Here is a 22,619-nt window from a genome sequence, read left to right on the forward strand (position 1 = left end):
CTCTGCCCGCACAATAGATGCGATGCCGGAATACGAATTTGTCGACGTGTACGTACCGCGCGGGGTTTCCCGCAAGGACGCCACACGCCTGCTGACAGACCACGCGGAGTACGGACACTGGGAGTTGGACCGTCTGAGCCTGCTGCGCGACGGCAGCCGCAAGGTGCGGTTGCGTCGGCGGATCATCCGCCAGGTGCGCGCGACATGGTGAGCGAAAGAGGCTGAAACGGAGCGGGCCCCACCGACGCGGAGCCCGCTCCGTTCCGCTCACCATGGAGATGTTTATGGCGCTGTGTTCATACTTGTGCCGGTTACGCCGCCGAGCGCGCCCTGCGGTACAGCACGGCGCCGCCGAGCAGTGCGCCGACGCCCGCCGGGACGATCACGCCCAGCGGCAGGTCACCGCCGGTGTGGGCAAGCTGCTCGACACCCTGGGGCTGGGTGACGGACCGGGCATCCAGGTGGTCCGCGTGCGCCGCGGAGCCGCCCAGATTCTGGTCGTCCCAGCCGGCCGGCTTGGCCGGAGTGCCCGGGTGGCCCGGGGTGCCCGGCTGACCCGGAGTGCCGGGCTCGCCCGGGTGCCCCGGCTGCCACGGCTTGCCCGGGGTGTGCGTCTCGGGCCCGCCGCCGGGCGGGGTGGTGGAGTGCCCGCCACTTGTCCCGTTCCCGCACTCGTTGCCCGTCACGGCGTTGCCGATGCCGACCACGTTCACGCTGTTGCCGCAGATGTTGACCGGCACGTCGATCGGCACCTGTACATGGTTCCCCGAGCCGACCCCCGGTGAGTCACTCGCGTGCCCGCCGGCCCCCGAGCCACCGCCGGAGTGGGAGCCGTCGTCCCCGTAACCGCCCCCGGACGAACCGCGGCCACCGCCCTGGTTGGCGCACTTGTTGCCCATCGCCGGGTTGAGCAGCCCGACGACGCTCACGGTGTTGCCGCAGACGTTGACCGGCGCGTGCACCGGCGCCTGCACCGTGTTGCCCGACAGCACACCTGGCGAGTCCGAACTAGCGCCGTTCGCACCCGAGTCGGCATGTGCGTGGCCGCCGGTGACGGCGAGTACGCCACTCGCCGCCGCCACGGTCATCAGGCCCTTGCGGGTGACCTGTCGCATTGTTATATCCCTGCCTTCGCCCTTGGCTTGGACCATCCGGAACGCGCACGCACCCGTCCGACGCGTGCGCGGAAAGCCGGTCGGCCCCGGAGCGCATGGCGCGCGCTCCGGGGCCGACGGGCTCAGACCCTCATGGAGTCAGTTCCTCATGAGCACAGTCCCCAGCGGGGACAGGTCCTCACGGGATGAGGCACAACGTCACTTGTTGATGCAGGTGTTGCCGAAGGCGGGGTTCAGCAGCCCGATCACCGAGATCGTGTTGCCGCAGACGTTCACCGGGATGTGAACGGGCACCTGGATGACGTTGCCGGAGACGACGCCCGGGGAGCCCACAGCGGCACCCTGGGCACCCGAGTCGGCGACGGCCAGGCCCGCACCGGCGAGAACCAGACCACCGGTGGCAGCCGCAGCGGCGACGATCTTCTTGATCATTATTCCTCCTTGTTGGCAAATGCGATCCCAGCTTCGGATCGCATCACCTGTAACGAGGAGGAAGTAATGGGGCTACGAGCTTATCGTCTCATTCACTCTTCTCAGTCAATTCCGCACAGGCTGGCGAATAGTGAAGTTTCGTTTCAGTGGGCCAATTCACCGCATCGCCGGGCCAGTTCAGGACGCGTCGATGAAGCGGTCCAGAACGCGCACGCCGAACTTCAGCGCATCGACCGGCACTCGCTCGTCGACACCGTGGAACATGCCCGCGAAGTCCAGCTCCGGCGGCAGCTTCAGCGGCGCGAAGCCGAAGCAGCGAACGCCTAGATCGGCGAAGGACTTGGCGTCGGTGCCGGCGGACAGCATGTACGGGACGGCACGCGCGATCGGGTCCTCGGCGGACAGCGCGATCTGCATGGCGTCGACGAGGGCGCCGTCGAAGGTGGTCTCCAGCGCCTTGTCGGCGTGCACGTCCTCGCGCTTCACCTTCGGGCCGAGAATCCGGTCGAGGTCGGCGAGGAATTCGTCCTCGTAGCCCGGCAGATAACGCCCGTCGACGTGCGCGGTCGCCTGCCCCGGAATCACGTTGACCTTGTAACCCGCGCCCAGCTGGGTCGGATTGGCGGTGTTCTGCAGGGAGGCACCGATGAGCTTCGCGATGCCGCCGAGTTTGGCGAGCGTCGCGTCCATGTTCTCCGGGTCGAGCTCGGTGCCGAGCGCGTCGCCGAGTTCGTCGAGGAAGTGCCTCAGCGTCTTGGTCACCCGGACCGGGAACTTGTGCCGCCCCAGCCGCCCGACGGCCTCGGACAGCTCGGTGATGGCGTTGTCCCGGTGGATCATCGACCCGTGTCCGGCGGTGCCGTCCACGGTCAGCTTCATCCAGTGCATGCCCTTCTGGGCGGTCTCGATGAGATACAGCCGCAGGTTCTCGTTGACCGTGAAGGAGAACCCGCCGACCTCACCGATCGCCTCCGTGACGCCCTCGAAGAGGTCCGGGTGCTTGTCGACCAGGTGCCGCGCACCCCACGTACCGCCCGCCTCCTCGTCCGCGAGGAAGGCCAGGACGATGTCACGGGGCGGCTTGCGCCCGCTGCGCAGCCGGTCCCGTACGACCGCCAACGTCATGGCGTCCATGTCCTTCATGTCGACCGCGCCCCGGCCCCACACACAGCCGTCCGCGATCTCGCCGGAGAAGGGGTGGTGGGTCCAGTCCTGGGCATTGGCCGGTACGACATCGGTGTGGCCGTGGATGAGCAGCGCGGGGCGCGACGGGTCCTCGCCCTCGATCCGGGCGACGGTGGAGGCGCGCCCCTGGTGCGACTCGAAGATCTGCGGTTCGAGCCCCACCTCGGCGAGCTTTTCGGCGACGTACTCCGCGGCCTTGCGCTCACCCGGCCCGGAGTGGTCCCCGTAGTTACTGGTGTCGATCCGGATCAGCTCGCGACAGAGGTCCACGACCTCGTCCTCGCCAGAGACGCCCCTGGCCGTGTTCGACTCGCTCACGCTGCTTCCTCCCACTGTCACTGCTGGTGGTCCCCCTCCATCCTCTCTCCGACCCCCGCCGCGACCAAGGCCGGACCCGGCCCGTCACACGCCGTTCACGTGGGAACGGGGCGTGATCGGACGCCCTCGGAAGCCTGGTAATGTTTTCTCTGTCGCCGCAGGGGCAACCCCGTGCGACAGACACCTTGTCCGGGTGGCGGAATGGCAGACGCGCTAGCTTGAGGTGCTAGTGCCCTTTATCGGGCGTGGGGGTTCAAGTCCCCCCTCGGACACAAGATCTTCTACGCGAATGGTGCCGACCAGTCCTGGTCGGCACCATTCGCGTTTCGTCGTCGTACGTCAACTCCGCGCGGGCATCAGCTGGAAAGTGCCGGAGCCGGGACCTCGCGTACGTGTGGGTAGGTGGCTGCCCGGTGCTGGAAGGAAAGGATCTTCGAGTTCTGGACGACTCCGTCGCGGATCTCGATGGCCTTCTTGACCGTGGTGTCGGCCTCCCACGCCGCGGGGCCGCTCATGACCTTGCGCAGGTAGGGCAGGAGCGCCTCGCTGATTTCCCAGGTGGCCGAGTTCCACAGGTGGGACGGACTGTGGTCCACCCCGTAGTAGTGGCAGCCCTGTCCCACCGTGGGCATGGGCTCGCCGAAGGTGGTCGGCCGGGCCCATTCGAAGCCCATGCCGTCGTCGCAGGCGACGTCGATGAAGAAGGTGCCCGGCCGGAACAGCGCGAGTTCCTCGTCGGTGACGAACATCAGCGGGGCGTCGGTGTCCTGCAGGACACAGTTGACGATGATGTCGAACCCGGCCAGGTACTCCGCCAGCGGCGCGGAACCGGCCGCGGTGATGGCCCGCAGCTTCGACGGATCGTCGTCCTGCTCCTCGAAGTGCCCCATCACGACCGACGGCATCGGCGAGGCCACCGCCGCCGCGGCGCGTTGCGTGAGCACCGTGACGTCGGAGACGCCCATGGCGCCCAGGCCCGTGACCGCTCCGCGCGCCGTGGCGCCGAAGCTGATGACCACCGCGCGCAGGCGGCGCCCGTAGCTGCCGGTCAACCCGCCGAGCTGCAGAGCGTGCAGCACCGAGCAGTAGCCCGCGAGCTCGTTGTTCTTGTGGAACACATGGACGCTGAAGGCGCCGGTGGAGGTCCAGTGGTTCATGGCCTCCCAGGCGATGAGGGTCAGCCGCTGGTCGATGGCGAGCTGGGTCATCTTGTCGTCCTGCACACAGTGCGGCCATCCCCACAGCACTTGGCCCTGGCGCAGCTCGGCGACATCGTCGTGCGTCGGTTTGGGCAGCACCACGACATCGCACTCGGCGATGAGCTGCTCGCGGGAGCGCAGGCCGGCGACGAGCGGTCGCAGAGCGTCGTCACCGACGCCGAACCGCTCGCCGTAGCCCTGTTCAAGGAAAATGTTCTCGCGTACGTCCGGGGCGATGCGGCCGAGGTGGCCGGGGTGCAAGGGCAGTCGGAGCTCGTTCTCCTTGCGGGATGAGGCAAGTACGCCCAGACTCAGCAGGCTCGTGGGACTCGTGCGGCTCATACGCTTCCTCGTCATTGAGTTGTTGTCGTTCGGACCACCTTGTGAACCAGGAAGTCCGCTAACTCGGGGCGCGGGACGGGATGCGCAACTCAGCGCGACAGTACGAGCGAGCAGTCATGGGGCGGCCCATTTCCGCCGGGGCGTGACGTCCTCCGGCCTTGCCGTTCCCCGAGGGCGACGCCGTGACGGATGACGGCGTGCGGGATGCGCTCGGTACCCCAACCGTACTCCCCTGCGGGGCCCCTCGAACCCCGTTGACGTGCGAAGGACGGCGGAGTGGACGCCACCAACTCCGAGCGAAACCAGGCCCATTCCCTTGCCGTAGGACGTGTTACGGCAAGATGTGGGGCAGATCTCGTCAGGATGACATACCCCCACGTCAGGGCACCGTCAGGCCCCCGGATTCAGTGGTTCCAGGGGCCTTCCGACGCCTCCTCACATGGCTGACGTGCAGGTACGCGACTAGCGTCGTACTAAAATTCCACGCTTGTTTGGAGCTGGACCGGAATATCCCCAGGCGTACCTGCGGGCCCACCAGCGCCCCGGACGCTCCCGGGAACACCACGTGAGGACCCGATGGCAGCCCTAGAGCAAGGCCCTGCGCTCGCTCTGTCCGACGAGGAGGTGCGCGCGGAGTTCGGTGACCAGGCGCGTTTCTCCGCCTCCTCCGCCGCCTCTCCGCGCACCCTTGTGGACATCCTCGACGCCTCTGTCCGGGCATACCCCGACGAGCCCGCGCTGGACGACGGCGTGCGCTCCCTCACCTACCGCGCGCTGGCCGTCGAGGTGGAAACCCTCCGGAGCGGGCTCGCGGACGCCGGTGTCGGACGGGGCGACAGGGTCGGCGTCCGGGTCCCCTCCGGCACCAATGATCTCTACGTCGCCATTCTCGCCGTACTGGCCGCCGGCGCTGCCTATGTGCCGGTGGACGCCGAGGACCCGGACGAGCGGGCCGAGCTGGTCTTCGGGGAGGCGGAGGTGCGTGCGGTCGTCGGGGCCGGGCACGAGCTGACCGTCACCGGTGCGCCGGACGCCGTCGCCGCTCCCCTGGCAACCCCGGACCCCTCCGCCGCTCCCCTCGGAACCCCGGGCGCCTCCGCCACACGCCCCGGCACCGAGCACGACGCCTGGATCATCTTCACCTCCGGCTCCACCGGCAAGCCCAAGGGCGTGGCCGTCAGTCACCGCAGTGCCGCCGCCTTCGTCGATGCCGAGGCGGACCTCTTTCTCACGGAGGACCCGATCGGGCCCGGCGACCGGGTTATGGCGGGCCTCTCCGTCGCCTTCGACGCCTCCTGCGAGGAGATGTGGCTGGCCTGGCGGTACGGGGCCTGCCTGGTGCCCGTGCCGCGTTCCCAGGTGCGCAGCGGCTCCGACCTGGGGCCCTGGCTGGTCGAGCAGGAGATCACCGTCGTCTCGACGGTGCCGACGCTGGCCTCGCTCTGGGAGCCGGAGGCGCTCAACGAGGTCCGGCTGCTGATCTTCGGTGGCGAGGCCTGCCCGCCCGAACTGGTCCAGCGGCTCGTGACCGAGGGGCGCGAGGTGTGGAACACCTACGGACCCACCGAGGCGACCGTCGTGGCCTGCGCCTCTCTCATGACCGGCAAGGAGCCGATCCGGATCGGGCTGCCGCTGAACGGCTGGGAGCTGGCCGTCGTCGACGAGGCCGGGGAGCCGGTGTCGATGGGCGACAGCGGACAGCTGGTCATCGGCGGGGTGGGGCTCGCTCGCTATCTCGACCCCGAGAAGGACGCCGAGAAGTACGCGCCGCTGGAGTCGCTGGGCTGGAAGCGGGCGTATCGCAGTGGTGACCTCGTCAAGGCGGAGCCCGAAGGGCTGATCTTCCTCGGCCGGGCCGACGAGCAGATCAAGCTCGGCGGACGCCGCATCGAGCTCGGCGAGGTGGATTCCGCACTCCAGGCCCTGCACGGCGTCGCGGGCGCCGCAGCCGCCGTACGGACCGCGCGCAGCGGCAACCAGCTGCTCGTCGGCTATGTGGTCACCCAGGACGGCTGGGACCAGGCCGCGGCCGTCGAGAAACTGCGCGCCGAGCTGCCCGCCGCCCTGGTCCCGCTGCTCGCACCGGTGGACGACCTGCCGACCCGGACGTCCGGCAAGGTCGACCGCAACGCACTGCCCTGGCCGCTGGAGAACCTGCAGACCAGCGGCGCGAAGGAGCAGCTGTACGGCACCGAGGCCTGGCTCGCCGAGCAGTGGAGCGAGGTCCTCGGCATCCCCGTCGCCACCGCGTCCGACGACTTCTTCGCGATCGGCGGCGGCAGCCTCGCCGCCGCCCAGCTCACCACCAGGCTGCGCACCCGCTACGCCAGCGCCGCCGTCCTCGACATCTACCAGCAGCCCACCCTGCGCAAGCTGGCCCGGCACCTGGAGGAGTCCGCGCAGGGCGACGGCGCCGAGCGGGTCATCGCGCCCGTGCCGCTGCGGACCAAGGCGACCCAACTCCTCCTGCTGATCCCGCTGTTCACCCTCATGGGCCTGCGCTGGACGGTGGCGCTGGCCGCGCTCGGCAACGTATTGCACTGGTTCGGGCCGTATCCGTGGGCGCCGACGGCGTCGTGGTGGCTCGTCGGCGTCGGGGCCCTCGTCCTCTTCAGTCCGCCGGGACGGCTCGCGATCGCCGCGGGCGGTGCGCGGCTGCTGCTGCGCGGCGTGAAGGCGGGGCGCCATCCGCGCGGTGGCAGTGTGCATCTGCGGCTGTGGACGGCCGAGCGGCTGGCCGAGTTCAGTGGCGCGACCTCGCTGACCGGGTCCTGGCTGGAGCGGTACGCGCGTGCCCTGGGCGCCAAGATCGGCCCCGACGTGGATCTGCACTCGCTGCCGCCGGTGACCGGCATGCTCAAGCTGGGCCGGGGTGCAGCCGTCGAGTCCGAGGTGGATCTGTCGGGGCATTGGCTGGACGGTGACCGGCTGGAGATCGGCCCGGTGAAGGTGGGCGCGCACGCGGTGGTCGGCACGCGCAGCCTGCTCTTCCCCGGTGCGCGGGTGGGCAAGCGGGCCGAGGTGGCCCCCGGTTCCGCCGTGGCGGGACACGTTCCCACCGGGCAGCGCTGGGCCGGAGCGCCCGCCGTCAAGCTCGGCAAGGCGAAGCGGGCCTGGCCCAAGGAGCGCCCGGCGCGTGGCACGTACTGGCGCGTGATGTACGGCGCGACCGGCTTCGCGCTGACCGCGCTGCCGCTGGTCGCGGGCCTTGCCGCGCTTCTCGTGGCCGATGTGTTCGTGAGCGCGGACGCTGGGCTCGGCGAGGCGCTGCGCGGCGCCGCGGTGGCGTTGGTGCCTGCGACGCTCGCCTTCGGGCTCGCCTACGCACTGCTGCTCCTGATCGGCGTGCGGCTGCTCAGTCTGGGGCTGCGCGCGGGCACGTATCCGACGCACAGCCGGATCGGCTGGCAGGCCTGGACGGTCACGCAGTTGATGGACCGCTCGCGGGAGACGCTGTTCCCGCTGTACGCCGGGCTGATCACGCCGGTGTGGCTGCGGCTGCTCGGGATGAAGATCGGGCGGGGCGCGGAGGTGTCCACCGTGCTCGCGCTGCCGAGTCTCACCACCGTCGGTGAGGGCGCGTTCCTCGCCGACGACACGCTCACCGCGCCGTACGAGCTCGGCGGTGGCTGGGTGCACATCGGGCGGGCCGAGATCGGGCGCCGGGCGTTCCTCGGCAATTCCGGGATGACCGCGCCGGGCCGCAGCGTGCCGGACGGCGGTCTGGTCGGGGTGTTGTCGGCGACGCCGAAGAAGGCGAAGAAGGGCAGTTCCTATCTGGGGCTGCCGCCGATGAAGCTGCCGCGTGCCACGCAGGGCGGCGATCAGAGCCGCACGTACGATCCGCCCGCGCACCTGCTGTGGGCCCGCGGTCTTGTGGAGCTGTGCCGGATCGTGCCGGTGTTCTGCTCGGCGGCTCTTGCCGTGCTGACCGTGGCCGCGCTGAGTGCGCTGGGGGTCTGGGCCTGGGCGCTCGCCGGGGTGGTACTGCTCGGCGTGGGTGTGCTCGCGTGCGTGCTTTCCATCGTGGCGAAGTGGGTGCTGGTGGGCCGGCACCGGGCGGGCGAGCACCCGCTGTGGAGCAGCTTCGTGTGGCGCAATGAGCTGGCGGACACCTTCGTCGAGGTGGTGGCCGTGCCGTGGCTGGCCGGTTCCGTGTCGGGTACGCCGCTGATGACGGCGTGGCTGCGCGGGCTCGGTGCCCGGATCGGCAAGGGCGCCTGGGTGGAGAGCTACTGGCTGCCCGAGACGGACCTGGTGACGCTCGGCGATGCTTCCACCGTGAATCGGGGCTGTGTCCTGCAGACTCACCTCTTCCACGACCGGATCTTGCGGACGGATACTGTTGTCCTCCGTGAGGGCGCCACCCTGGGCCCGGGCGGAATCGTCCTGCCCGGCAGCACTGTCGGGGCCCGTTCCACGCTGGGTCCCGCGTCGCTGGTGATGGCGGCGGAGTCCGTACCCGACGACACCCGCTGGCTTGGCAACCCGATCGAGTCATGGCGTTCATAGAAGAGATGGCCGGATCGGATACGAAGGGCGGTGTACCGGCATGTCGTACGAGCACAGGGCAGGGAGCAGACGCAGCAGTGAGCGTTCAGCAGACAGTGGGATCGGACCCGTACTTCCCGGCCAACGGTGATCCCCGCTACCGGGTGCACCGGTACGAACTCGCGCTGGACTACCGCCCCGGCCCGAACCGGCTCTCCGGCACCGCGCGGCTCAACGCCATAGCGGGCCGCTCCCCGCTCACCGAGTTCCAGCTGAATCTGGCCGACTTCCGGATCGGCCGGGTCCGTGTCGACGGCAAGGCGACGCACTACACGCACCGCGGCGGCAGACTGCGCGTCCGCCCCCCGAAGCCGATCCGGGCCGGCGCCGCCTTCACTGTCGAGGTGCACTGGGCCGGCAATCCCAAGCCGGTGAACAGCCCCTGGGGCGGGCTCGGTTGGGAGGAGCTGGAGGACGGGGCCCTGGTGGCGAGCCAGCCGATCGGCTCGCCCTCCTGGTACCCGTGCAACGACCGCCCGGCCGACAAGGCCTCGTACCAGATCTCGGTCACCACGCCGTCCTCGTACTCCGTGGTGGCCGGCGGCCGGCTGCTGACCCGTACGACGAAGGCTTCGACGACCACCTGGGTCTACGAGCAGTCGGCGCCGACGTCCAGCTATCTCGTCGGGCTGTCGATCGGGAAGTACCAGACGGTGCTGCTCGGCGACCCCGGCCTCGGCGGAGTGCCGCAGACCGGTCATCTGCCCGCGGACCTGCTCTCCGAGTTCTCCCGGGACTTCGCGCGGCAGCCCGCGATGATGGAGCTGTTCGAGACCCTCTTCGGGCCCTATCCGTTCGGCGAGTACGCGGTGGTGGTGACGGAGGAGGAGCTCGATGTCCCCGTCGAGGCACAGGGGTTGTCGCTGTTCGGCGCCAACCACGTGGACGGGGCCAGGGGTTCGGAGCGGCTGATCGCGCACGAGCTGGCGCACCAGTGGTTCGGCAACAGTGTGTCCATCGCGGACTGGCGGCACATCTGGCTGAACGAGGGGTTCGCGAAGTACGCGGAGTGGCTGTGGTCGGAGCGTTCCGGCGGGCGCGGAGCGCATCAACTCGCCGCCGCCGCCCACCGGAAGCTGTCCTCGCTGCCGCAGGATCTGTGCCTGTCCGACCCGGGGCGCAAGCTGATGTTCGACGACCGGCTCTACCAACGCGGCGGGCTCGTCCTGCACGCGCTGCGCTGTGCGATGGGCGACGACGCCTTCTTCCGGATGCTGCGCGGCTGGGCCACCCAGCACCGGGGCGGCGCCGTCACGACGGCGGCCTTCACCGCGCATGTCGCCCGCTACGCGCCCGAACCCCTGGACGACGTGTGCACGGCGTGGCTCTACGAGACGGCGCTCCCCCCGCTCCCCTCGCCTGCGGAGAACCGCGTTCCGGCGCGGCCCACGTATCCGCCGACCAACGCCGACTCGGCGTAGACGCAGAGAGTTCGCAGTCATGACAGCCACGACCAGTCGCTCCTGCCCGTGCGAGCTGCCCCAGACGTACGAGGAGTGCTGCGGGCGCTATCACTCCGGCGCCGCGGCCGCGCCGACCGCCGAGGCACTGATGCGGTCGCGGTACGCCGCCTTCGTACGGCGGGACGAGAAGTACTTGCTGCGGACCTGGCACCCGCGCACGCGGCCCGCGTCCGCCGACTTCGATCCCGGGATGCGGTGGACCGGTCTCGAGATCCTGGAGACGGGTGACGGGTCCGCGTTCCACTCGGTGGGGACCGTGACCTTCCAGGCCTCCTACCAGGGCGGCTCGCTGCATGAGCGCAGCCGCTTCGAGCGGGTCGACGGGGCGTGGGTGTACGTGGACGGCGACTTCATCGTCTAGCCGTTACGGCGCGAGTATGTCCAGCTCCTGGAGCGCCCCGACCGTGATCTCGCGGGTGAGCGCCTCGGCGCGGACGGCGTCGCCCTCGCGGACGGCCTCCGCGACCTGGACGTGCAGGGTGACGGCCGCGGGGTCGGGGTCCTCGAACATGACCTCGTGGTGGGTTCGGCCCGCCAGGACCTCGGCGACGACATCGCCGAGCCGGGCGAACATCTCGTTGCCCGAGGCGTTGAGGATCACCCGGTGGAAGGCGACGTCGTGAACGAGATAGCCCTCCAGGCGGTGGCCGCGTGAGTTGGCGACCATGCCCAGGGTGCACTCGGTGAGCTCGGCGCACTGTGCGGCTGTCGCGTACTTGGCGGCGAGGCCGGCGGCGATCGGTTCGACGGCGGAGCGCAGGACGGTGAGCGAACGCAGCTGGTGGGGGCGGTCGGCGCCGGCCAGTCGCCAGCGGATGACCTGAGGGTCGTACACGTTCCACTCGACCTTGGGGAGGACCGTCACGCCGACGCGGCGGCGGGACTCGACCAGGTGCATGGACTCCAGGACGCGCACCGCCTCGCGCATCACGGAACGTGAGACCTCGAAGCGCTGCGCGAGTTCGTCCGTGCGCAGAACGCTCCCGGGCGGGTACTCGCCCGCGGTGATCGCCGGCCCGAGGGTCCCCAGTACGTGTTCGTGCAGGCCCCGGCCCCGTGTGCTCATGGAGCCAGCGTACGAGCCCGACGCCCGGATCAAAAAGTCAGACTTATACGTCACAGACTCTTGAATTTGTCGTACCTAATGGGTTTCAGTGTCGTCGACATCAGATGTCGCCATCAGATGTCTCAGGTGTCGACGAAGACGATCAGGACAGCGAGAGCATGATGCAGCTGACGCAGACTCCCCATGTCGTCGTGATCATGGGCGTGGCGGGCACCGGGAAGACCACCATCGGTCCCCTGCTCGCCGCTCGCCTCGGCGTTCCGTACGCCGAGGGCGACGACTTCCACCCCCCGGCCAACATCGCCAAGATGTCGGCCGGGACCCCGCTGACCGACGATGACCGTTGGCCGTGGCTCGACGCCATCGGGCGCTGGGCGGACGGGCGGGCGGGACTCGGCGGGGTGGTCAGCAGCTCGGCGCTGAAGCGCGCCTACCGGGACCGGCTGCGGGCGTCCGCGCCCGGTGTCGTGTTCGTGCACCTCACCGGTGACCGCGCACTCATCGAGGACCGGATGTCGCACCGCCAGGGCCACTTCATGCCGACGGCGCTGCTCGACTCCCAGTTCGCCACCCTTCAGCCGCTGGAGTCGGACGAGGCAGGCGTCGCCGTGGAGGTCTCCGGTGACCCCGGGGAGATCGCGGAGCGGGCCGTGGCCGCGCTCAGTGACCTGCCTCAGCCCTCCCACTAACCACTAACCACTAACCCCATTTTTTTGCCTGTCTTCCTCACGTAAGGGAACCACCGTGACCAGACTCAGCGTCGAGTCGCTGGCAGCGGACACCGTCGAGCCGATCACCTCGGCGGGCCATGCTCAGCTGGGCATCGCCGTACTGGCGGGCATCGCCGTCATCGTCCTGCTCATCACCCAGTTCAAGCTGCACGCCTTCCTGGCCCTGACCATCGGCTCGCTCGCGCTCGGCGCGTTCGCCGGGGCGCCGCTCGACAAGGCCATCGTCAGCTTCACCACCGGACTCGGCACCACCGTCGCCGGTGTGGGCGTCCTGATCGCCCTTGGTGCGATCCTCGGCAAGCTGCTCGCCGACTCCGGGGGCGCCGACCAGATCGTCGACACGATCCTCGCCAGGGCGGGCGGGCGCGCGATGCCGTGGGCGATGGTCCTGATCGCCTCGGTGATCGGCCTGCCGCTGTTCTTCGAGGTCGGCATCGTGCTGCTCATCCCGGTCGTGCTGATGGTCGCCAAGCGCGGCAACTACTCCCTGATGCGCATCGGTATCCCGGCCCTCGCGGGCCTGTCCGTGATGCACGGCCTGATCCCGCCGCACCCCGGCCCGCTGGTCGCGATCGACGCGGTGGGGGCCAACCTCGGCCTCACGCTGGCTCTCGGCATCCTGGTCGCGATCCCCACGGTGATCATCGCGGGTCCGGTCTTCTCGAAGTACGCCGCCCGGTGGGTGGACGTCCCGGCGCCCGACAGGATGATCCCCGCCCGCGCCTCCGAGGACCTGGAGAAGCGCCCCGGCTTCGGCGCCACCATCGCCACCATGCTGCTCCCGGTGGTGCTGATGCTGGCCAAGGCGCTGGTGGACATCGTCGTGGACGACCCCACGCACATGGTGCAGCGGGTCTTCGACGTCATCGGCTCGCCGCTGATCGCGCTGCTCGCGGCCGTGATCGTCGGCATGTTCACCCTTGGCCGCGCGGCCGGCTTCACCAAGGACCGGCTGTCGACGACCGTCGAGAAGTCGCTCGCCCCGATCGCGGGCATCCTGCTGATCGTCGGCGCGGGCGGCGGCTTCAAGCAGACGCTGATCGACTCCGGCGTCGGCCAGATGATCCTGGACATCTCCAAGGACTGGTCGATCCCCGCGCTGCTGCTGGCCTGGCTGATCGCGGTGGCGATCCGGCTCGCGACCGGTTCGGCGACCGTCGCCACCATCTCGGCGGCCGGTCTCGTCGCGCCCCTCGCGGCCGACATGTCGACCGCGCACGTCTCCCTCCTGGTGCTGGCGATCGGCGCGGGCTCGCTCTTCTTCAGCCATGTCAACGACGCCGGATTCTGGCTGGTCAAGGAGTACTTCGGGCTGAACGTCGGCCAGACCCTCAAGACGTGGTCGGTCATGGAGACGATCATCTCGGTGGTCGCGGGCGGGCTGGTCCTACTGCTGTCGCTTGTCATTTAGCGGGTCGTATGGCAGTTCGCGTAGCGGGTCGTACAACAGTTCGCACAGCAGGTCGTATAGCGGGCCATTTGGCTCGTCACTCAGGAGTACGGGTATGAGTCATCCTCTGTTCGACATCAGCGGCCGTACGGCGCTGGTCACCGGGTCCAGCCGCGGCATCGGGTTCGCGCTGGCCCGGGGGCTGGCGGAGGCGGGCTGCACGGTGGTGCTCAACGGGCGCGACTCCGAACGCCTCGGCAAGGCCACGTCGGAGCTGCCCGGTTCGGTCCACACGGCGGCGTTCGACGTCACCGACGGTCCTTCGGTCGCCGCCGGGATAGCGGATGTCGAGGAGCGGGTGGGTCCGCTCGACATCCTCGTCAACAACGCCGGAATGCAACTGCGGGCCCCGCTCCTGGAGTTCACGGACTCCGACTGGCACCGGATCCTCAACACCAACCTGACGAGCGCGTTCCTCGTCGGGCGTGAGGCCGCGCGCGGGATGACCGAACGCGGGCACGGGAAGATCATCAACATCTGTTCCCTCCAGAGCGAGGTCGCCCGTCCGGGCATCGCCCCGTACGCGGCCACCAAGGGCGCGCTGAAGATGCTCACCAAGGGCATGTGCGCGGACTGGGGTCCCCGCGGAGTACAGGTGAACGGGCTCGGGCCCGGCTATATCGAGACCGAGCTGACCCAACCCCTCGTGGACGACGAGGAGTTCAGCGCGTGGGTGCGGCGACGCACGCCGGCCGGACGCTGGGGTCGTACGGACGACCTGGTCGGCGGGGTACTGTTCCTCGCCTCTCCCGCGGCGGACTTCGTCAGCGGACAGGTGCTGTACGTCGACGGCGGTATGACGAGTGTGCTGTGACATGGGCCGACGCATGCCCTGTGACCTGGCATGACGAGTGTGCTGTGAAGGGAGCCCGACCATGCTCGGTTGCGTGATCCACGGCGAGAACGATCTGCGGGTCGACGAGTTGCCCGCCCCCTCCCCCGGCCCCGGGCAGGCGCTTGTCGCCGTACGGTACGGCGGGGTGTGCGGGTCCGACCTGCACTACTGGCGGCACGGCGGAGTCGGTGACTTCCGACTGCGGGAGCCGATGGTGCTGGGGCACGAGATCGTGGGGGCGGTGGTGTCGTACGGCGACGGATCCTCAGGCCCCGTACCGGGCACGGCTGTTGCCGTGCACCCGGCCACTCCGTGCGGGGTGTGTCCCGAGTGTGCAGACGGGCGCCGGAACGTGTGCCGGGACACCCGGTACCTGGGGAGCGCGGCGCGGATGCCGCACGTCCAGGGCGGGTTCGCGGCCCAAGTGACCGTGCCTGCCGAGCAGTTGCGCGCCCTGCCCGCCGGGCTCCCGCTGCGCCGGGCGGCGCTCGCCGAGCCGTTGTCCGTCGCGCTGCACGCGGTGCGGCGGGCCGGCTCCGTGGCCGGGCGGCACGTCCTGGTGACGGGGGCCGGGCCCATCGGCTGCCTCGTCGTGGCCGCCGCGAAGGCCGCCGGTGCCGTGCGGGTGACGGTCACCGATCTCCTCCCCGAGGCGCTGTCGTACGCCGTCTCGGCCGGCGCGGACTCGGCTCTGCGGGCCGACTCGTCCGGCGACCCAGGGTGGCCCTCGGAGGTCGACGTCGCGATCGAGGCGTCCGGTGTCGCCGCGGGTCTCGACACCTGCCTCCGCCTCGTGCGACGCGGCGGGGTCGTCGTCCAGCTCGGCATGCTGCCGCCCGGGCAGAGTCCGTTCGCGGGGAACCTGGTGGTCAGCCGGGAGATCGAGCTGCGCGGGGCGTTTCGTTTCGACGGCGAGTTCGACGCGGCGTTGGCTCTGCTTGGCGGTGAGGGGCGCTTCGATGCGTTGATCAGTGCGGTGGTTCCTCTGGGAGACGCCCAGTCGGCGTTCGCCCTGGCGGCGGACCGGAGCCGGTCGTGCAAGGTGCTGCTGGACTTCGGGGCGTAGCCGTTTTTCGCCCCCTCCGCCCCTTCCCGTCCCTTGTTCCTGGGGGCTCCGCGCCCAGACCCCCGTATCGCGCTGAACGCGCTCGTCCTCAAACGCCGGACGGGCTGAAACGGGGCGGAGCCCCCAAGTGACGGAAATGGGTAGCACCCGTCGCGCTACGGCCGCCAAAGGCGGTGCTCCCGTTCCGCCCATTCGCGGCTGACGGAGCCGGTTCGGAGGCCCCGGCGGGACTCCGGGTCGCCGAGGGCCATGCCGATGTGGCCCGCGAGGACGATGCCGATCGTCAGGGCGAGCCAGTCGTGGACGAAGGTCGCGCTGGTGCGCCACATCAGCGGGGTGAGGTGGGTGAACCACATCAGCAGCCCCGTGCCGAGCATGACCAGGCTCGCGCCGGCGATCCAGGCGGCATAGGTCTTCTGACCGGCGTTGAACTTGGCGGCGGGCCGGGACGAAGGGCGGTCGTCGCGGCGTAGAACCGCACGGAGCCACGTACGGTCGTGCGGCCCCCAGCGGTTGAGCCGGCCAAGGTCCGCACGGAAGGCGCGCGAGGCCAGCCCCGCCAGGACCGGCACCGGAAGCAGCAGGCCCGCCCACTCGTGGATACGGACCACCAGCTCGCGCCGGCCGACCAGCTCGGCCAACTGGGGCACGTACAGGCACGCCGCGGTCACCACGCACACGCCCATCAGCAGGGCCGTCACCCGGTGCACCCAGCGCTCCGCGCGGCTGAAGCGCCGTACGCGGGAGGCGAGGGCCGGGGTGTCGTCAACTCGTAGGTTCATCGTCGCGTCCGTTCGAGCGGCCGACCCAGGCGTCCACGTCGTAGCCACGGTCCTCCCAGTACCCGGGACGGACGTCCTCGGTGACTGTGATGCCGGAGAGCCACTTGGCGGACTTGTAGAAGTACATGGGGGCGACGTAGAGGCGGACCGGGCCGCCGTGGCTGTGGCCGAGGGCCTTGTCCTGCATGCGGTGGGCGACCAGGACGTCGGAGCGCCGGGCCTGTTCCAGGGTGAGGCTCTCCGTGTACGTGCCGTCGAAGCAGGTGAAGCGGATCGCGCCGGCCGTGGAGCGCACTCCTGCGGCATCCAGGAGGGCGGACAGGCGGACCCCCTCGAAGGGCGTGCCCGGCACCCGCCAGCCGGTGACGCACTGGACGTCGTGCACGAGCCGGGTCTGGGGCAGGGCCTTCAGGTCGGCGAGGGTGTACGAGGTGGGGTGGTCGACCAGGCCGTCGACGGTGAGGCGGTAGTCCGTGGCGTCCTTGTGCGGGACGGACGACGCCACCGAGTAGTAGCGGAAGCCGCCGCCGTTGGGGAGCAGACCCGTCAGGCCGGTGGGGTCCTTGCCGGAGACGCCGGCAAGGACGGATTCGACGCCGCGCTGGAGCGTGGGTGCGGCGAGCACACCCAGCGCGCCGAGTCCGAGCGTGCCGAGGAACACCCGCCGGCCGACCGGCGCGCCCCGCTCTTCGGGGTGTTCCGGTTCCCGCGGCCGCGGTCGTTCCGGTTCCCGCGGCTGCGGTCCTTCCGGCTCCCGCGCTTCGGGATGTTCAGAGTTCACCTATTGATTCGAGCACCCGCGACCCCCAAAGGGCCAGGGGCAACGGGTGCTCGTCAGAAATCGGTAATCACTTATTACGCACCGTTGCGCAAGCGCGGTGTTCACGGGCACGGGCCGCGGGTCAGCGCACCGCCTTGGCCGCCGCCCGGCCCGCCGTACGCCCGGAGAACAGGCAGCCGCCGAGGAACGTGCCTTCGAGGGAGCGGTAGCCATGGACTCCGCCGCCACCGAACCCGGCGGCCTCGCCCGCCGCGTACACGCCCTCCAGCGGGTCCCCTCCCTCGGTCAGCACACGCGAGGAGAGGTCGGTCTCCAGGCCGCCGAGGGTCTTGCGGGTGAGGATGTTGAGGCGGACGGCGATCAGCGGGCCGGCCTTGGGGTCGAGGATGCGATGCGGGGTCGCCGTACGGATCAGCTTGTCGCCGAGATAGTTGCGGGCGCCGCGGATCGACATCACCTGGAGGTCCTTGGTGAACGGGTTCGCGATCTCCCGGTCGCGCGCGACGATCTCGTGGCGCAGCGCCGCCTCGTCGATGAGGGGCTCCTTGGTGAGCGCGTTCATACCGCGTACGAGCGCGCCCAGGTCCTTCTCGACGACGAAGTCCACGCCGTTGTCCATGAACACCTTCACCGGACCGGGCACATCGGCGCGCGCCCTTTGGAAGACACCCTTGACGGACTTGCCGGTCAGGTCGGGGTTCTGTTCCGAGCCCGAGAGCGCGAACTCCTTGCCGATGATCTTCTGGTCGAGCACGAACCAGGTGTAGTCGTACCCGGTCTTCATGATGTGTTCGAGGGTGCCGAGGGTGTCGAAGCCGGGGAAGAGCGGCACCGGCAGCCGTTTGCCGCGGGCGTCGAGCCAGAGCGAGGACGGGCCGGGCAGGATGCGGATGCCGTGGTTCTCCCAGATCGGGTTCCAGTTCTGGATGCCCTCGGTGTAGTGCCACATGCGGTCGCGGTTGATGAGGCGGGCGCCCGTCTCCTCGGCGATGGCGAGCATCTTGCCGTCGACGTGCGCGGGTACCCCGGCGACCATCCGCTCCGGCGGGTTGCCCAGCCGCTCCGGCCAGTTGGCGCGTACGAGGTCATGATCACCGCCGATGCCGCCGGAGGTGACGATCACCGCCTGGGCCTTGAGCTCGAAGGCGCCGCTGACGGTACGGCTGCTCGCCTGGCCGCGCTCGATGCCGGACGGCTCCAGGATCTCGCCGGTGACGGTGTCGACGGCGCCCGCGCTGCGGGACAGACCGGTGACGCGGTGACGGAACTTCAGCTGTACGAGGCCACGGGCGACGCCGGCCCGCACGCGCCGATCGAAGGGCGCGACCAGGCCGGGTCCTGTCCCCCAGGTGATGTGGAAGCGGGGCACCGAGTTCCCGTGCCCGTTGGCGTCATAGCCACCGCGCTCGGCCCAGCCGACCACCGGGAAGAAGCGGACGCCCTGCCGGTGCAGCCAGGAACGCTTCTCGCCGGCCGCGAAGTCGACGTACGCCTCGGCCCACTTACGTGGCCAGTGGTCCTCGGCACGGTCGAAACCGGCCGTTCCCATCCAGTCCTGGAGGGCCAGCGCGTGGCTGTCCTTGATCCGCAGGCGGCGCTGCTCGGGCGAGTTCACGAAGAAGAGCCCGCCGAAGGACCAGTGCGCCTGGCCACCTATCGACTGCTCGGGCTCCTGGTCGAGGAGGATCACCTTGCGGCCTGCGTCGACGAGCTCCGCGGTCGCGGCGAGCCCCGCGAGGCCTGCTCCGATCACGATCACATCTGCGTCGTAGGCCATGGGCCCGTCCTCTCGGCATCCGACGGGTCGGATCGGCGCAGTCATGCGGAACGTCATCAGGCAGGCCATGAGGTACGTCATGAATACGTCATGGGCCGACTCATGAGGGGTTCGTCACGAACCGATCGGCTTCGTCGCTGGTTGGTGAGACATTGGAGGTGTGGAAGGCGGTGGTCGCCGATGGTGCTCGACCACTCGTTGTTACTGATCGGTCAGATCCTTCGGCAAGAAGCGCGACCGAGTCAACTGCCCGGATCCGGGTACTGTCGGGGGCAGGCCCCGGCCCGTGGCACTACAGTCGGCGCGATACGCACCCGTGGCCCGCACTGACTCCCGATGTATCGAGGTACACAGCGTGTCGGTTCTCGTTCTGGTCCTCTCTGTGAGCGCGGCCTGTTGCCTGGGCTTCGGGTTCGTGCTCCAGCAGAACGCCGCCTCACACGCCCCCCTGAGCGACTTCCTCTCCCCCCGCCTGCTGCTCGACCTCATCCGGGTGCCCCGGTGGCTGGGCGGCATCGGGCTCATGGCGTCCGGCATGATCCTCGGCGCTGTGGCCCTGGGCAAGGGCGAGATCTCCCTGGTGGAACCCCTCCTGGCGACGAACCTGCTTTTCGCGCTGGCGCTCTCCCGCCATCAGACCAAGCAGCCGCTGGGCCGGCAGGGTTGGGCCGGGCTCCTGCTGCTCGCGGGCGGGGTCAGCGCGTTCATCGTGGCCGGGCAGCCGGAAGGCGGAAACGCCGTCAGCGATCCCGTGCGGCACTGGCTGATCATCGGGATCATGGTGGGTCTCGCGCTCCTGCTCACCACCTACGCGAAGCGGTCCCTGCGCAGCTCCACGCCCGTGCTGCTCGGCCTGGCAGCGGGGCTGTTGTACGGCGTCCAGGACGCGCTCACCCGGATCAGCGGGCAGCGCTTCGGGGAGGGCGGCTGGTCCGAGCTGGTCACCGGCTGGCAGCCGTACGGGGTTCTCGTCCTCGGCGTGACGGGCCTCGTGCTGGTGCAGAGCGCCTTCGAGACCGCGCCCCTGCGGATGTCGCTGCCGGCCCTCACCGCGGCCCAGCCACTGGCCGGGATCGTCTGTGGAGTCGGATTCCTGGGGGACCGACTCCGCACGGACGCGGGCGCACTCGCCTGGGAGGCGGCAGGGCTCGCGGCCGTCGTGGTGGGGATCGTGCTGCTCGGGATGCATCCGGCGATGCCACGCGGGACGTCCAAGGCGAAGCCGACGCTGGATTTTCAGCCGCATTGAGAGCAAGCGGATTCACGGCACTCCGATTCACAGTGAGCCGGCTCGGGCCGGCCCGGGCCGACCTGTCGGCGTGGCGCGGTCCTGCTTGGATGGGGACATGAGTGCTTTGGCTGGGGACACCAGTGCCGCTGACGAGATCCTCGACATCGTGGACGAGAACGACCAGGTCATCGGGCAGTCCCCGCGCGGGGAGGCATACGCGCTCGGCCTGCGCCACCGGTGCGTGTTCATCCTGGCCCGGGACGCCGGAGGCCGGATCTTCGTCCACCGCCGGACACCCACCAAGCTGGTGTTCCCCTCGCTGTACGACATGTTCGTCGGCGGAGTCGTCGGGGCGGGCGAGACGTACGACGACGCGGCCCTGCGGGAGGCCGAGGAGGAACTCGGCGTCTCCGGGCTCCCCCGTCCCGTTCCCCTTTTCAAGTTCCTGTACGACAACGGGGCCGGCCAGACCTGGTGGTCCTCCGTCTACGAGGTCCGCTGCGACCTGCCGGTCGACCCGCAGGTCGAGGAGGTCGCCTGGCACGAGTTCCTCCCGGAGGACGAGCTGGAGCGCCACCTCACCGACTGGACCTGGGTCCCGGACGGCCTGGCGGCGTACGAGCGGCTCAAGGGCTACCGCTCGCCGGCCTGACCCGCTCCCGACGCGGCCACACCCGCACCGGCACGCGCTACCGACCCGCTCCCCGCGAGCGCTTCGGCCAGCGCCCGCGCGTGGGCGGGGGTACCGCCCAGGTCGAGGGGCAGGGTGCGCGGGCTGTAGTGCCCGTCGCACACCGCGAGTGGGCTCGGCGCGACCGCGCCACCGCTCAGCGGGCTCTCGCCCTGCGTCGTCCACGTCGGGACGTCCCAGAACGGATGGTCGAGGAGCCGCCCGGCCACGCCGGGCGCCGCCTCCGCCGTGACCCCCACGGCGGTGAGCGCGCCGGATGTCCGGGACACCGCCTGGGCCACCGGCACGTCCGCGTCGCCGAACGCGGGCAGCAGGAGGAGGAGCCGCAGCGCGGGGTCGCGTACGCCCGCGGCCCGCCTCGGGGCCGAGTCGGCGACGGCGACCAGCTCGGGCCAGGACAGCCCCGGACCGCTGAAGTGACCCTCCAGCGAGGCCAGGGGTGCGTCCCGGTCCCAGTCGGGGTGCGTGATCAGATAGTCGGTGCCGGGGTCGTCCGGGAAGTTTCGGTGGACGATCCACAGCAGGTGCCCGCCGGTCAACGGTATTCGGTAGGCCGGCCAGACATCACGCGCGCTGTACAGCGCCTCGGTCGCGGCGTCGACGTCCGCCTCATCGGCGCCGAAAAGCGCGGGCACCTCCATGAACTCGTCCCAGGCCGGGAGGAAGTAGGCGGGCCAGAAACCGGCCAGCCCGAGCAGTTCCTCGGCCGGGGCTATGCCGTGGCCGGGCTCGGCGTACCGGGCCAATGACAGGGGAACGTCCATGCCCAGAACGGTAGCGAGCCGCACTGACAACGCTCCCGGTAGGGTCCAGGGCGTGATCGAATTCGTACGGAACGTCCAGCTGTGGTTCGCGCCCCGGGACGTCGAAGCGGAAGGCAGCACGCCCGACTACCGCTTCTCCCTCGCGAACGAGCGGACCTTTCTGGCGTGGCTGCGCACCGCGCTGGCACTGATCGGCGGCGGCTTCGCGGTGGACCAGTTCCTGCCGGACCTGGGGTGGGGCTGGCGCGTCGGTCTCGCGCTGGCCCTGCTGGCGGCGGGAGTGGTCTGCTCGCTGCGGGCCGTCAACCACTGGGTGCGCTGCGAGACGGCGATGCGGAAAGGCGAAGACCTGCCTGTGTCACGCTTCCCGGCCGTGCTGAGCATCGCGGTCGCGATCGTCGCCGTGGCCATGATCGTCGTCGTACTCCTCGGCTGGGAAGGATGACCACGCCCGCCCGGGAAGGAGAAGGGGAACGGGGGCGCGACCCGGGGCTGCAACCGGAGCGCACGCGGCTCGCGTGGCGGCGTACGACCCTGTCGAGCACCGTGGCCGCCCTGCTGGCCGTGAAGACGACGCTGCAAGGCGGCGGGTCGGTGACCGGGGTCGTGGTCTGCGCCCTGTGCTGTGTGCTGTGGCTGGGTTTCCTGGCCATCGCCCACCGCCGCATCCGGGTGCTCACGGCGGTGTCGGGCTCGGACGGGCCGCCCGCACTGACGCCCCGGCACGCGACGGCCGCGACGCTGTGCACGGTGGCGCTGGCGGTGTGCGCCGCGGCGCTGGTGTTCTGAGTTCGAGGGGTGCCTGAGGGGTGTTTGGGGGGTGTCTGAAGGGGGCTGAGG

21 protein-coding genes and 1 tRNA gene are annotated in these 22,619 nt (G+C 70.1%); 13 read left to right on the forward strand and 9 right to left on the reverse strand.

What is annotated here, in order from left to right; translation table 11 throughout:
• The first annotated feature begins 22 nt into the window (after positions 1-22).
• Entirely contained in the window at positions 23-211 is a 189-nt protein-coding gene (locus AB0N66_RS17115; RefSeq protein WP_030053310.1) for a DUF5703 family protein, read from the forward strand.
• 100 nt (positions 212-311) lie between these two features.
• Here AB0N66_RS17115 and AB0N66_RS17120 read toward each other — a convergent pair whose 3' ends face one another.
• From AB0N66_RS17120 to AB0N66_RS17130, 3 genes are all read right to left on the reverse strand, one after another.
• Complete coding sequence (locus AB0N66_RS17120) at positions 312-1,115, reverse strand: chaplin family protein (RefSeq protein ID WP_365434822.1); 804 nt, start codon at positions 1,113-1,115, stop codon at positions 312-314.
• Positions 1,116-1,313: 198 nt separating this feature from the next.
• Positions 1,314-1,547 (reverse strand): chaplin ChpH, encoded by a 234-nt coding sequence (gene chpH, locus AB0N66_RS17125; protein ID WP_365434825.1) that lies wholly within the window; start codon positions 1,545-1,547, stop codon positions 1,314-1,316.
• A 177-nt stretch (positions 1,548-1,724) separates the two neighbouring features.
• On the reverse strand, positions 1,725-3,050 hold the full coding sequence (locus tag AB0N66_RS17130; RefSeq protein ID WP_365434828.1) for a M20/M25/M40 family metallo-hydrolase: 1,326 nt from the start codon (positions 3,048-3,050) through the stop codon (positions 1,725-1,727).
• Positions 3,051-3,237: 187 nt separating this feature from the next.
• Between AB0N66_RS17130 and AB0N66_RS17135 the strand changes: the two genes are divergently transcribed.
• Positions 3,238-3,322 (forward strand) — tRNA-Leu (locus AB0N66_RS17135).
• Between the two features lie 84 nt (positions 3,323-3,406).
• Here the strand turns inward: AB0N66_RS17135 and AB0N66_RS17140 are convergent.
• Entirely contained in the window at positions 3,407-4,591 is a 1,185-nt protein-coding gene (locus AB0N66_RS17140) for a N(5)-(carboxyethyl)ornithine synthase (RefSeq protein WP_365434831.1), read from the reverse strand.
• A 576-nt stretch (positions 4,592-5,167) separates the two neighbouring features.
• On the opposite strand from AB0N66_RS17140, the gene AB0N66_RS17145 reads away from it, so the two are divergent.
• The 3 genes from AB0N66_RS17145 (at position 5,168) to AB0N66_RS17155 (ending at position 10,966) form a co-directional block, all read left to right on the forward strand.
• Positions 5,168-9,103: a Pls/PosA family non-ribosomal peptide synthetase gene (locus AB0N66_RS17145; RefSeq protein WP_365434834.1), complete on the forward strand. Its 3,936-nt coding sequence runs from the start codon at positions 5,168-5,170 to the stop codon at positions 9,101-9,103.
• A 77-nt stretch (positions 9,104-9,180) separates the two neighbouring features.
• Positions 9,181-10,563, forward strand: a complete 1,383-nt coding sequence (locus AB0N66_RS17150; RefSeq protein WP_365434837.1) for a M1 family metallopeptidase — start codon at positions 9,181-9,183, stop codon at positions 10,561-10,563.
• A 19-nt stretch (positions 10,564-10,582) separates the two neighbouring features.
• Positions 10,583-10,966: a YchJ family metal-binding protein gene (locus tag AB0N66_RS17155; protein ID WP_365434840.1), complete on the forward strand. Its 384-nt coding sequence runs from the start codon at positions 10,583-10,585 to the stop codon at positions 10,964-10,966.
• 3 nt (positions 10,967-10,969) lie between these two features.
• Here the strand turns inward: AB0N66_RS17155 and AB0N66_RS17160 are convergent, their stop codons facing one another.
• Positions 10,970-11,671 (reverse strand): FadR/GntR family transcriptional regulator, encoded by a 702-nt coding sequence (locus AB0N66_RS17160; RefSeq protein ID WP_365434843.1) that lies wholly within the window; start codon positions 11,669-11,671, stop codon positions 10,970-10,972.
• Positions 11,672-11,832: 161 nt separating this feature from the next.
• On the opposite strand from AB0N66_RS17160, the gene AB0N66_RS17165 reads away from it, so the two are divergent.
• From AB0N66_RS17165 to AB0N66_RS17180, 4 genes are all read left to right on the forward strand, one after another.
• The gene (locus AB0N66_RS17165) at positions 11,833-12,360 is read left to right on the forward strand and encodes a gluconokinase (protein WP_365435272.1); all 528 of its coding nucleotides are present in this window, start codon (positions 11,833-11,835) and stop codon (positions 12,358-12,360) included.
• 55 nt (positions 12,361-12,415) lie between these two features.
• Positions 12,416-13,813, forward strand: coding sequence for a gluconate:H+ symporter (locus tag AB0N66_RS17170; RefSeq protein WP_365434846.1), 1,398 nt, complete (start codon positions 12,416-12,418; stop codon positions 13,811-13,813).
• 94 nt (positions 13,814-13,907) lie between these two features.
• Positions 13,908-14,666 carry an SDR family oxidoreductase gene (locus AB0N66_RS17175; protein WP_365434849.1) on the forward strand — a complete coding sequence of 253 codons (759 nt, stop codon included), beginning with the start codon at positions 13,908-13,910 and terminating at the stop codon, positions 14,664-14,666.
• Between the two features lie 61 nt (positions 14,667-14,727).
• Positions 14,728-15,753, forward strand: a complete 1,026-nt coding sequence (locus AB0N66_RS17180) for an L-idonate 5-dehydrogenase (protein ID WP_365434852.1) — start codon at positions 14,728-14,730, stop codon at positions 15,751-15,753.
• Between the two features lie 155 nt (positions 15,754-15,908).
• Here AB0N66_RS17180 and AB0N66_RS17185 read toward each other — a convergent pair whose 3' ends face one another.
• From AB0N66_RS17185 to AB0N66_RS17195, 3 genes are all read right to left on the reverse strand, one after another.
• Positions 15,909-16,535: a cytochrome b/b6 domain-containing protein gene (locus AB0N66_RS17185; RefSeq protein WP_365434855.1), complete on the reverse strand. Its 627-nt coding sequence runs from the start codon at positions 16,533-16,535 to the stop codon at positions 15,909-15,911.
• Entirely contained in the window at positions 16,519-17,316 is a 798-nt protein-coding gene (locus AB0N66_RS17190) for a molybdopterin-dependent oxidoreductase (RefSeq protein WP_365434859.1), read from the reverse strand. Before AB0N66_RS17190 ends, AB0N66_RS17185 begins: the two co-directional genes overlap by 17 nt.
• A gap of 121 nt (positions 17,317-17,437) precedes the next feature.
• Complete coding sequence (locus AB0N66_RS17195; protein WP_365434862.1) at positions 17,438-19,093, reverse strand: FAD-binding dehydrogenase; 1,656 nt, start codon at positions 19,091-19,093, stop codon at positions 17,438-17,440.
• 355 nt (positions 19,094-19,448) lie between these two features.
• Between AB0N66_RS17195 and AB0N66_RS17200 the strand changes: the two genes are divergently transcribed.
• Both AB0N66_RS17200 and AB0N66_RS17205 read left to right on the forward strand, forming a co-directional pair.
• Complete coding sequence (locus AB0N66_RS17200) at positions 19,449-20,342, forward strand: DMT family transporter (protein ID WP_365434865.1); 894 nt, start codon at positions 19,449-19,451, stop codon at positions 20,340-20,342.
• A 97-nt stretch (positions 20,343-20,439) separates the two neighbouring features.
• Positions 20,440-20,976, forward strand: a complete 537-nt coding sequence (locus AB0N66_RS17205; protein WP_365434868.1) for an NUDIX domain-containing protein — start codon at positions 20,440-20,442, stop codon at positions 20,974-20,976.
• On the opposite strand, the gene AB0N66_RS17210 is transcribed toward AB0N66_RS17205, so the two are convergent.
• The gene (locus tag AB0N66_RS17210; RefSeq protein ID WP_365434871.1) at positions 20,958-21,779 is read right to left on the reverse strand and encodes a hypothetical protein; all 822 of its coding nucleotides are present in this window, start codon (positions 21,777-21,779) and stop codon (positions 20,958-20,960) included. The genes AB0N66_RS17205 and AB0N66_RS17210 overlap by 19 nt on opposite strands.
• Before the next feature lie 52 nt (positions 21,780-21,831).
• Here AB0N66_RS17210 and AB0N66_RS17215 point away from each other — a divergent pair, with 52 nt between their 5' ends.
• Together AB0N66_RS17215 and AB0N66_RS17220 are read left to right on the forward strand one after the other, a co-directional pair.
• On the forward strand, positions 21,832-22,224 hold the full coding sequence (locus AB0N66_RS17215; protein ID WP_365434874.1) for a DUF202 domain-containing protein: 393 nt from the start codon (positions 21,832-21,834) through the stop codon (positions 22,222-22,224).
• On the forward strand, positions 22,221-22,568 hold the full coding sequence (locus tag AB0N66_RS17220; RefSeq protein WP_365434877.1) for a DUF202 domain-containing protein: 348 nt from the start codon (positions 22,221-22,223) through the stop codon (positions 22,566-22,568). The genes AB0N66_RS17215 and AB0N66_RS17220 overlap by 4 nt, the downstream gene beginning before the upstream one ends.
• Positions 22,569-22,619: the final 51 nt, after the last annotated feature.

Source organism: Streptomyces sp. NPDC093544 (assembly GCF_040683495.1).
Classification (GTDB): Bacteria; Actinomycetota; Actinomycetes; order Streptomycetales; family Streptomycetaceae; genus Streptomyces.

Coding starts and splice junctions, on each gene's coding strand:
- AB0N66_RS17115 (WP_030053310.1), top strand. CDS start 23: ATGCCGGAATACGAATTTGTCGACGTGTACGTACCGCGCGGGGTTTCC.
- AB0N66_RS17120 (WP_365434822.1), bottom strand. CDS start 1,115: ATGCGACAGGTCACCCGCAAGGGCCTGATGACCGTGGCGGCGGCGAGT.
- chpH (WP_365434825.1), bottom strand. CDS start 1,547: ATGATCAAGAAGATCGTCGCCGCTGCGGCTGCCACCGGTGGTCTGGTT.
- AB0N66_RS17140 (WP_365434831.1), bottom strand. CDS start 4,591: ATGAGCCGCACGAGTCCCACGAGCCTGCTGAGTCTGGGCGTACTTGCC.
- AB0N66_RS17145 (WP_365434834.1), top strand. CDS start 5,168: ATGGCAGCCCTAGAGCAAGGCCCTGCGCTCGCTCTGTCCGACGAGGAG.
- AB0N66_RS17155 (WP_365434840.1), top strand. CDS start 10,583: ATGACAGCCACGACCAGTCGCTCCTGCCCGTGCGAGCTGCCCCAGACG.
- AB0N66_RS17160 (WP_365434843.1), bottom strand. CDS start 11,671: ATGAGCACACGGGGCCGGGGCCTGCACGAACACGTACTGGGGACCCTC.
- AB0N66_RS17165 (WP_365435272.1), top strand. CDS start 11,833: ATGCAGCTGACGCAGACTCCCCATGTCGTCGTGATCATGGGCGTGGCG.
- AB0N66_RS17175 (WP_365434849.1), top strand. CDS start 13,908: ATGAGTCATCCTCTGTTCGACATCAGCGGCCGTACGGCGCTGGTCACC.
- AB0N66_RS17180 (WP_365434852.1), top strand. CDS start 14,728: ATGCTCGGTTGCGTGATCCACGGCGAGAACGATCTGCGGGTCGACGAG.
- AB0N66_RS17185 (WP_365434855.1), bottom strand. CDS start 16,535: ATGAACCTACGAGTTGACGACACCCCGGCCCTCGCCTCCCGCGTACGG.
- AB0N66_RS17195 (WP_365434862.1), bottom strand. CDS start 19,093: ATGGCCTACGACGCAGATGTGATCGTGATCGGAGCAGGCCTCGCGGGG.
- AB0N66_RS17205 (WP_365434868.1), top strand. CDS start 20,440: ATGAGTGCTTTGGCTGGGGACACCAGTGCCGCTGACGAGATCCTCGAC.
- AB0N66_RS17210 (WP_365434871.1), bottom strand. CDS start 21,779: ATGGACGTTCCCCTGTCATTGGCCCGGTACGCCGAGCCCGGCCACGGC.
- AB0N66_RS17220 (WP_365434877.1), top strand. CDS start 22,221: ATGACCACGCCCGCCCGGGAAGGAGAAGGGGAACGGGGGCGCGACCCG.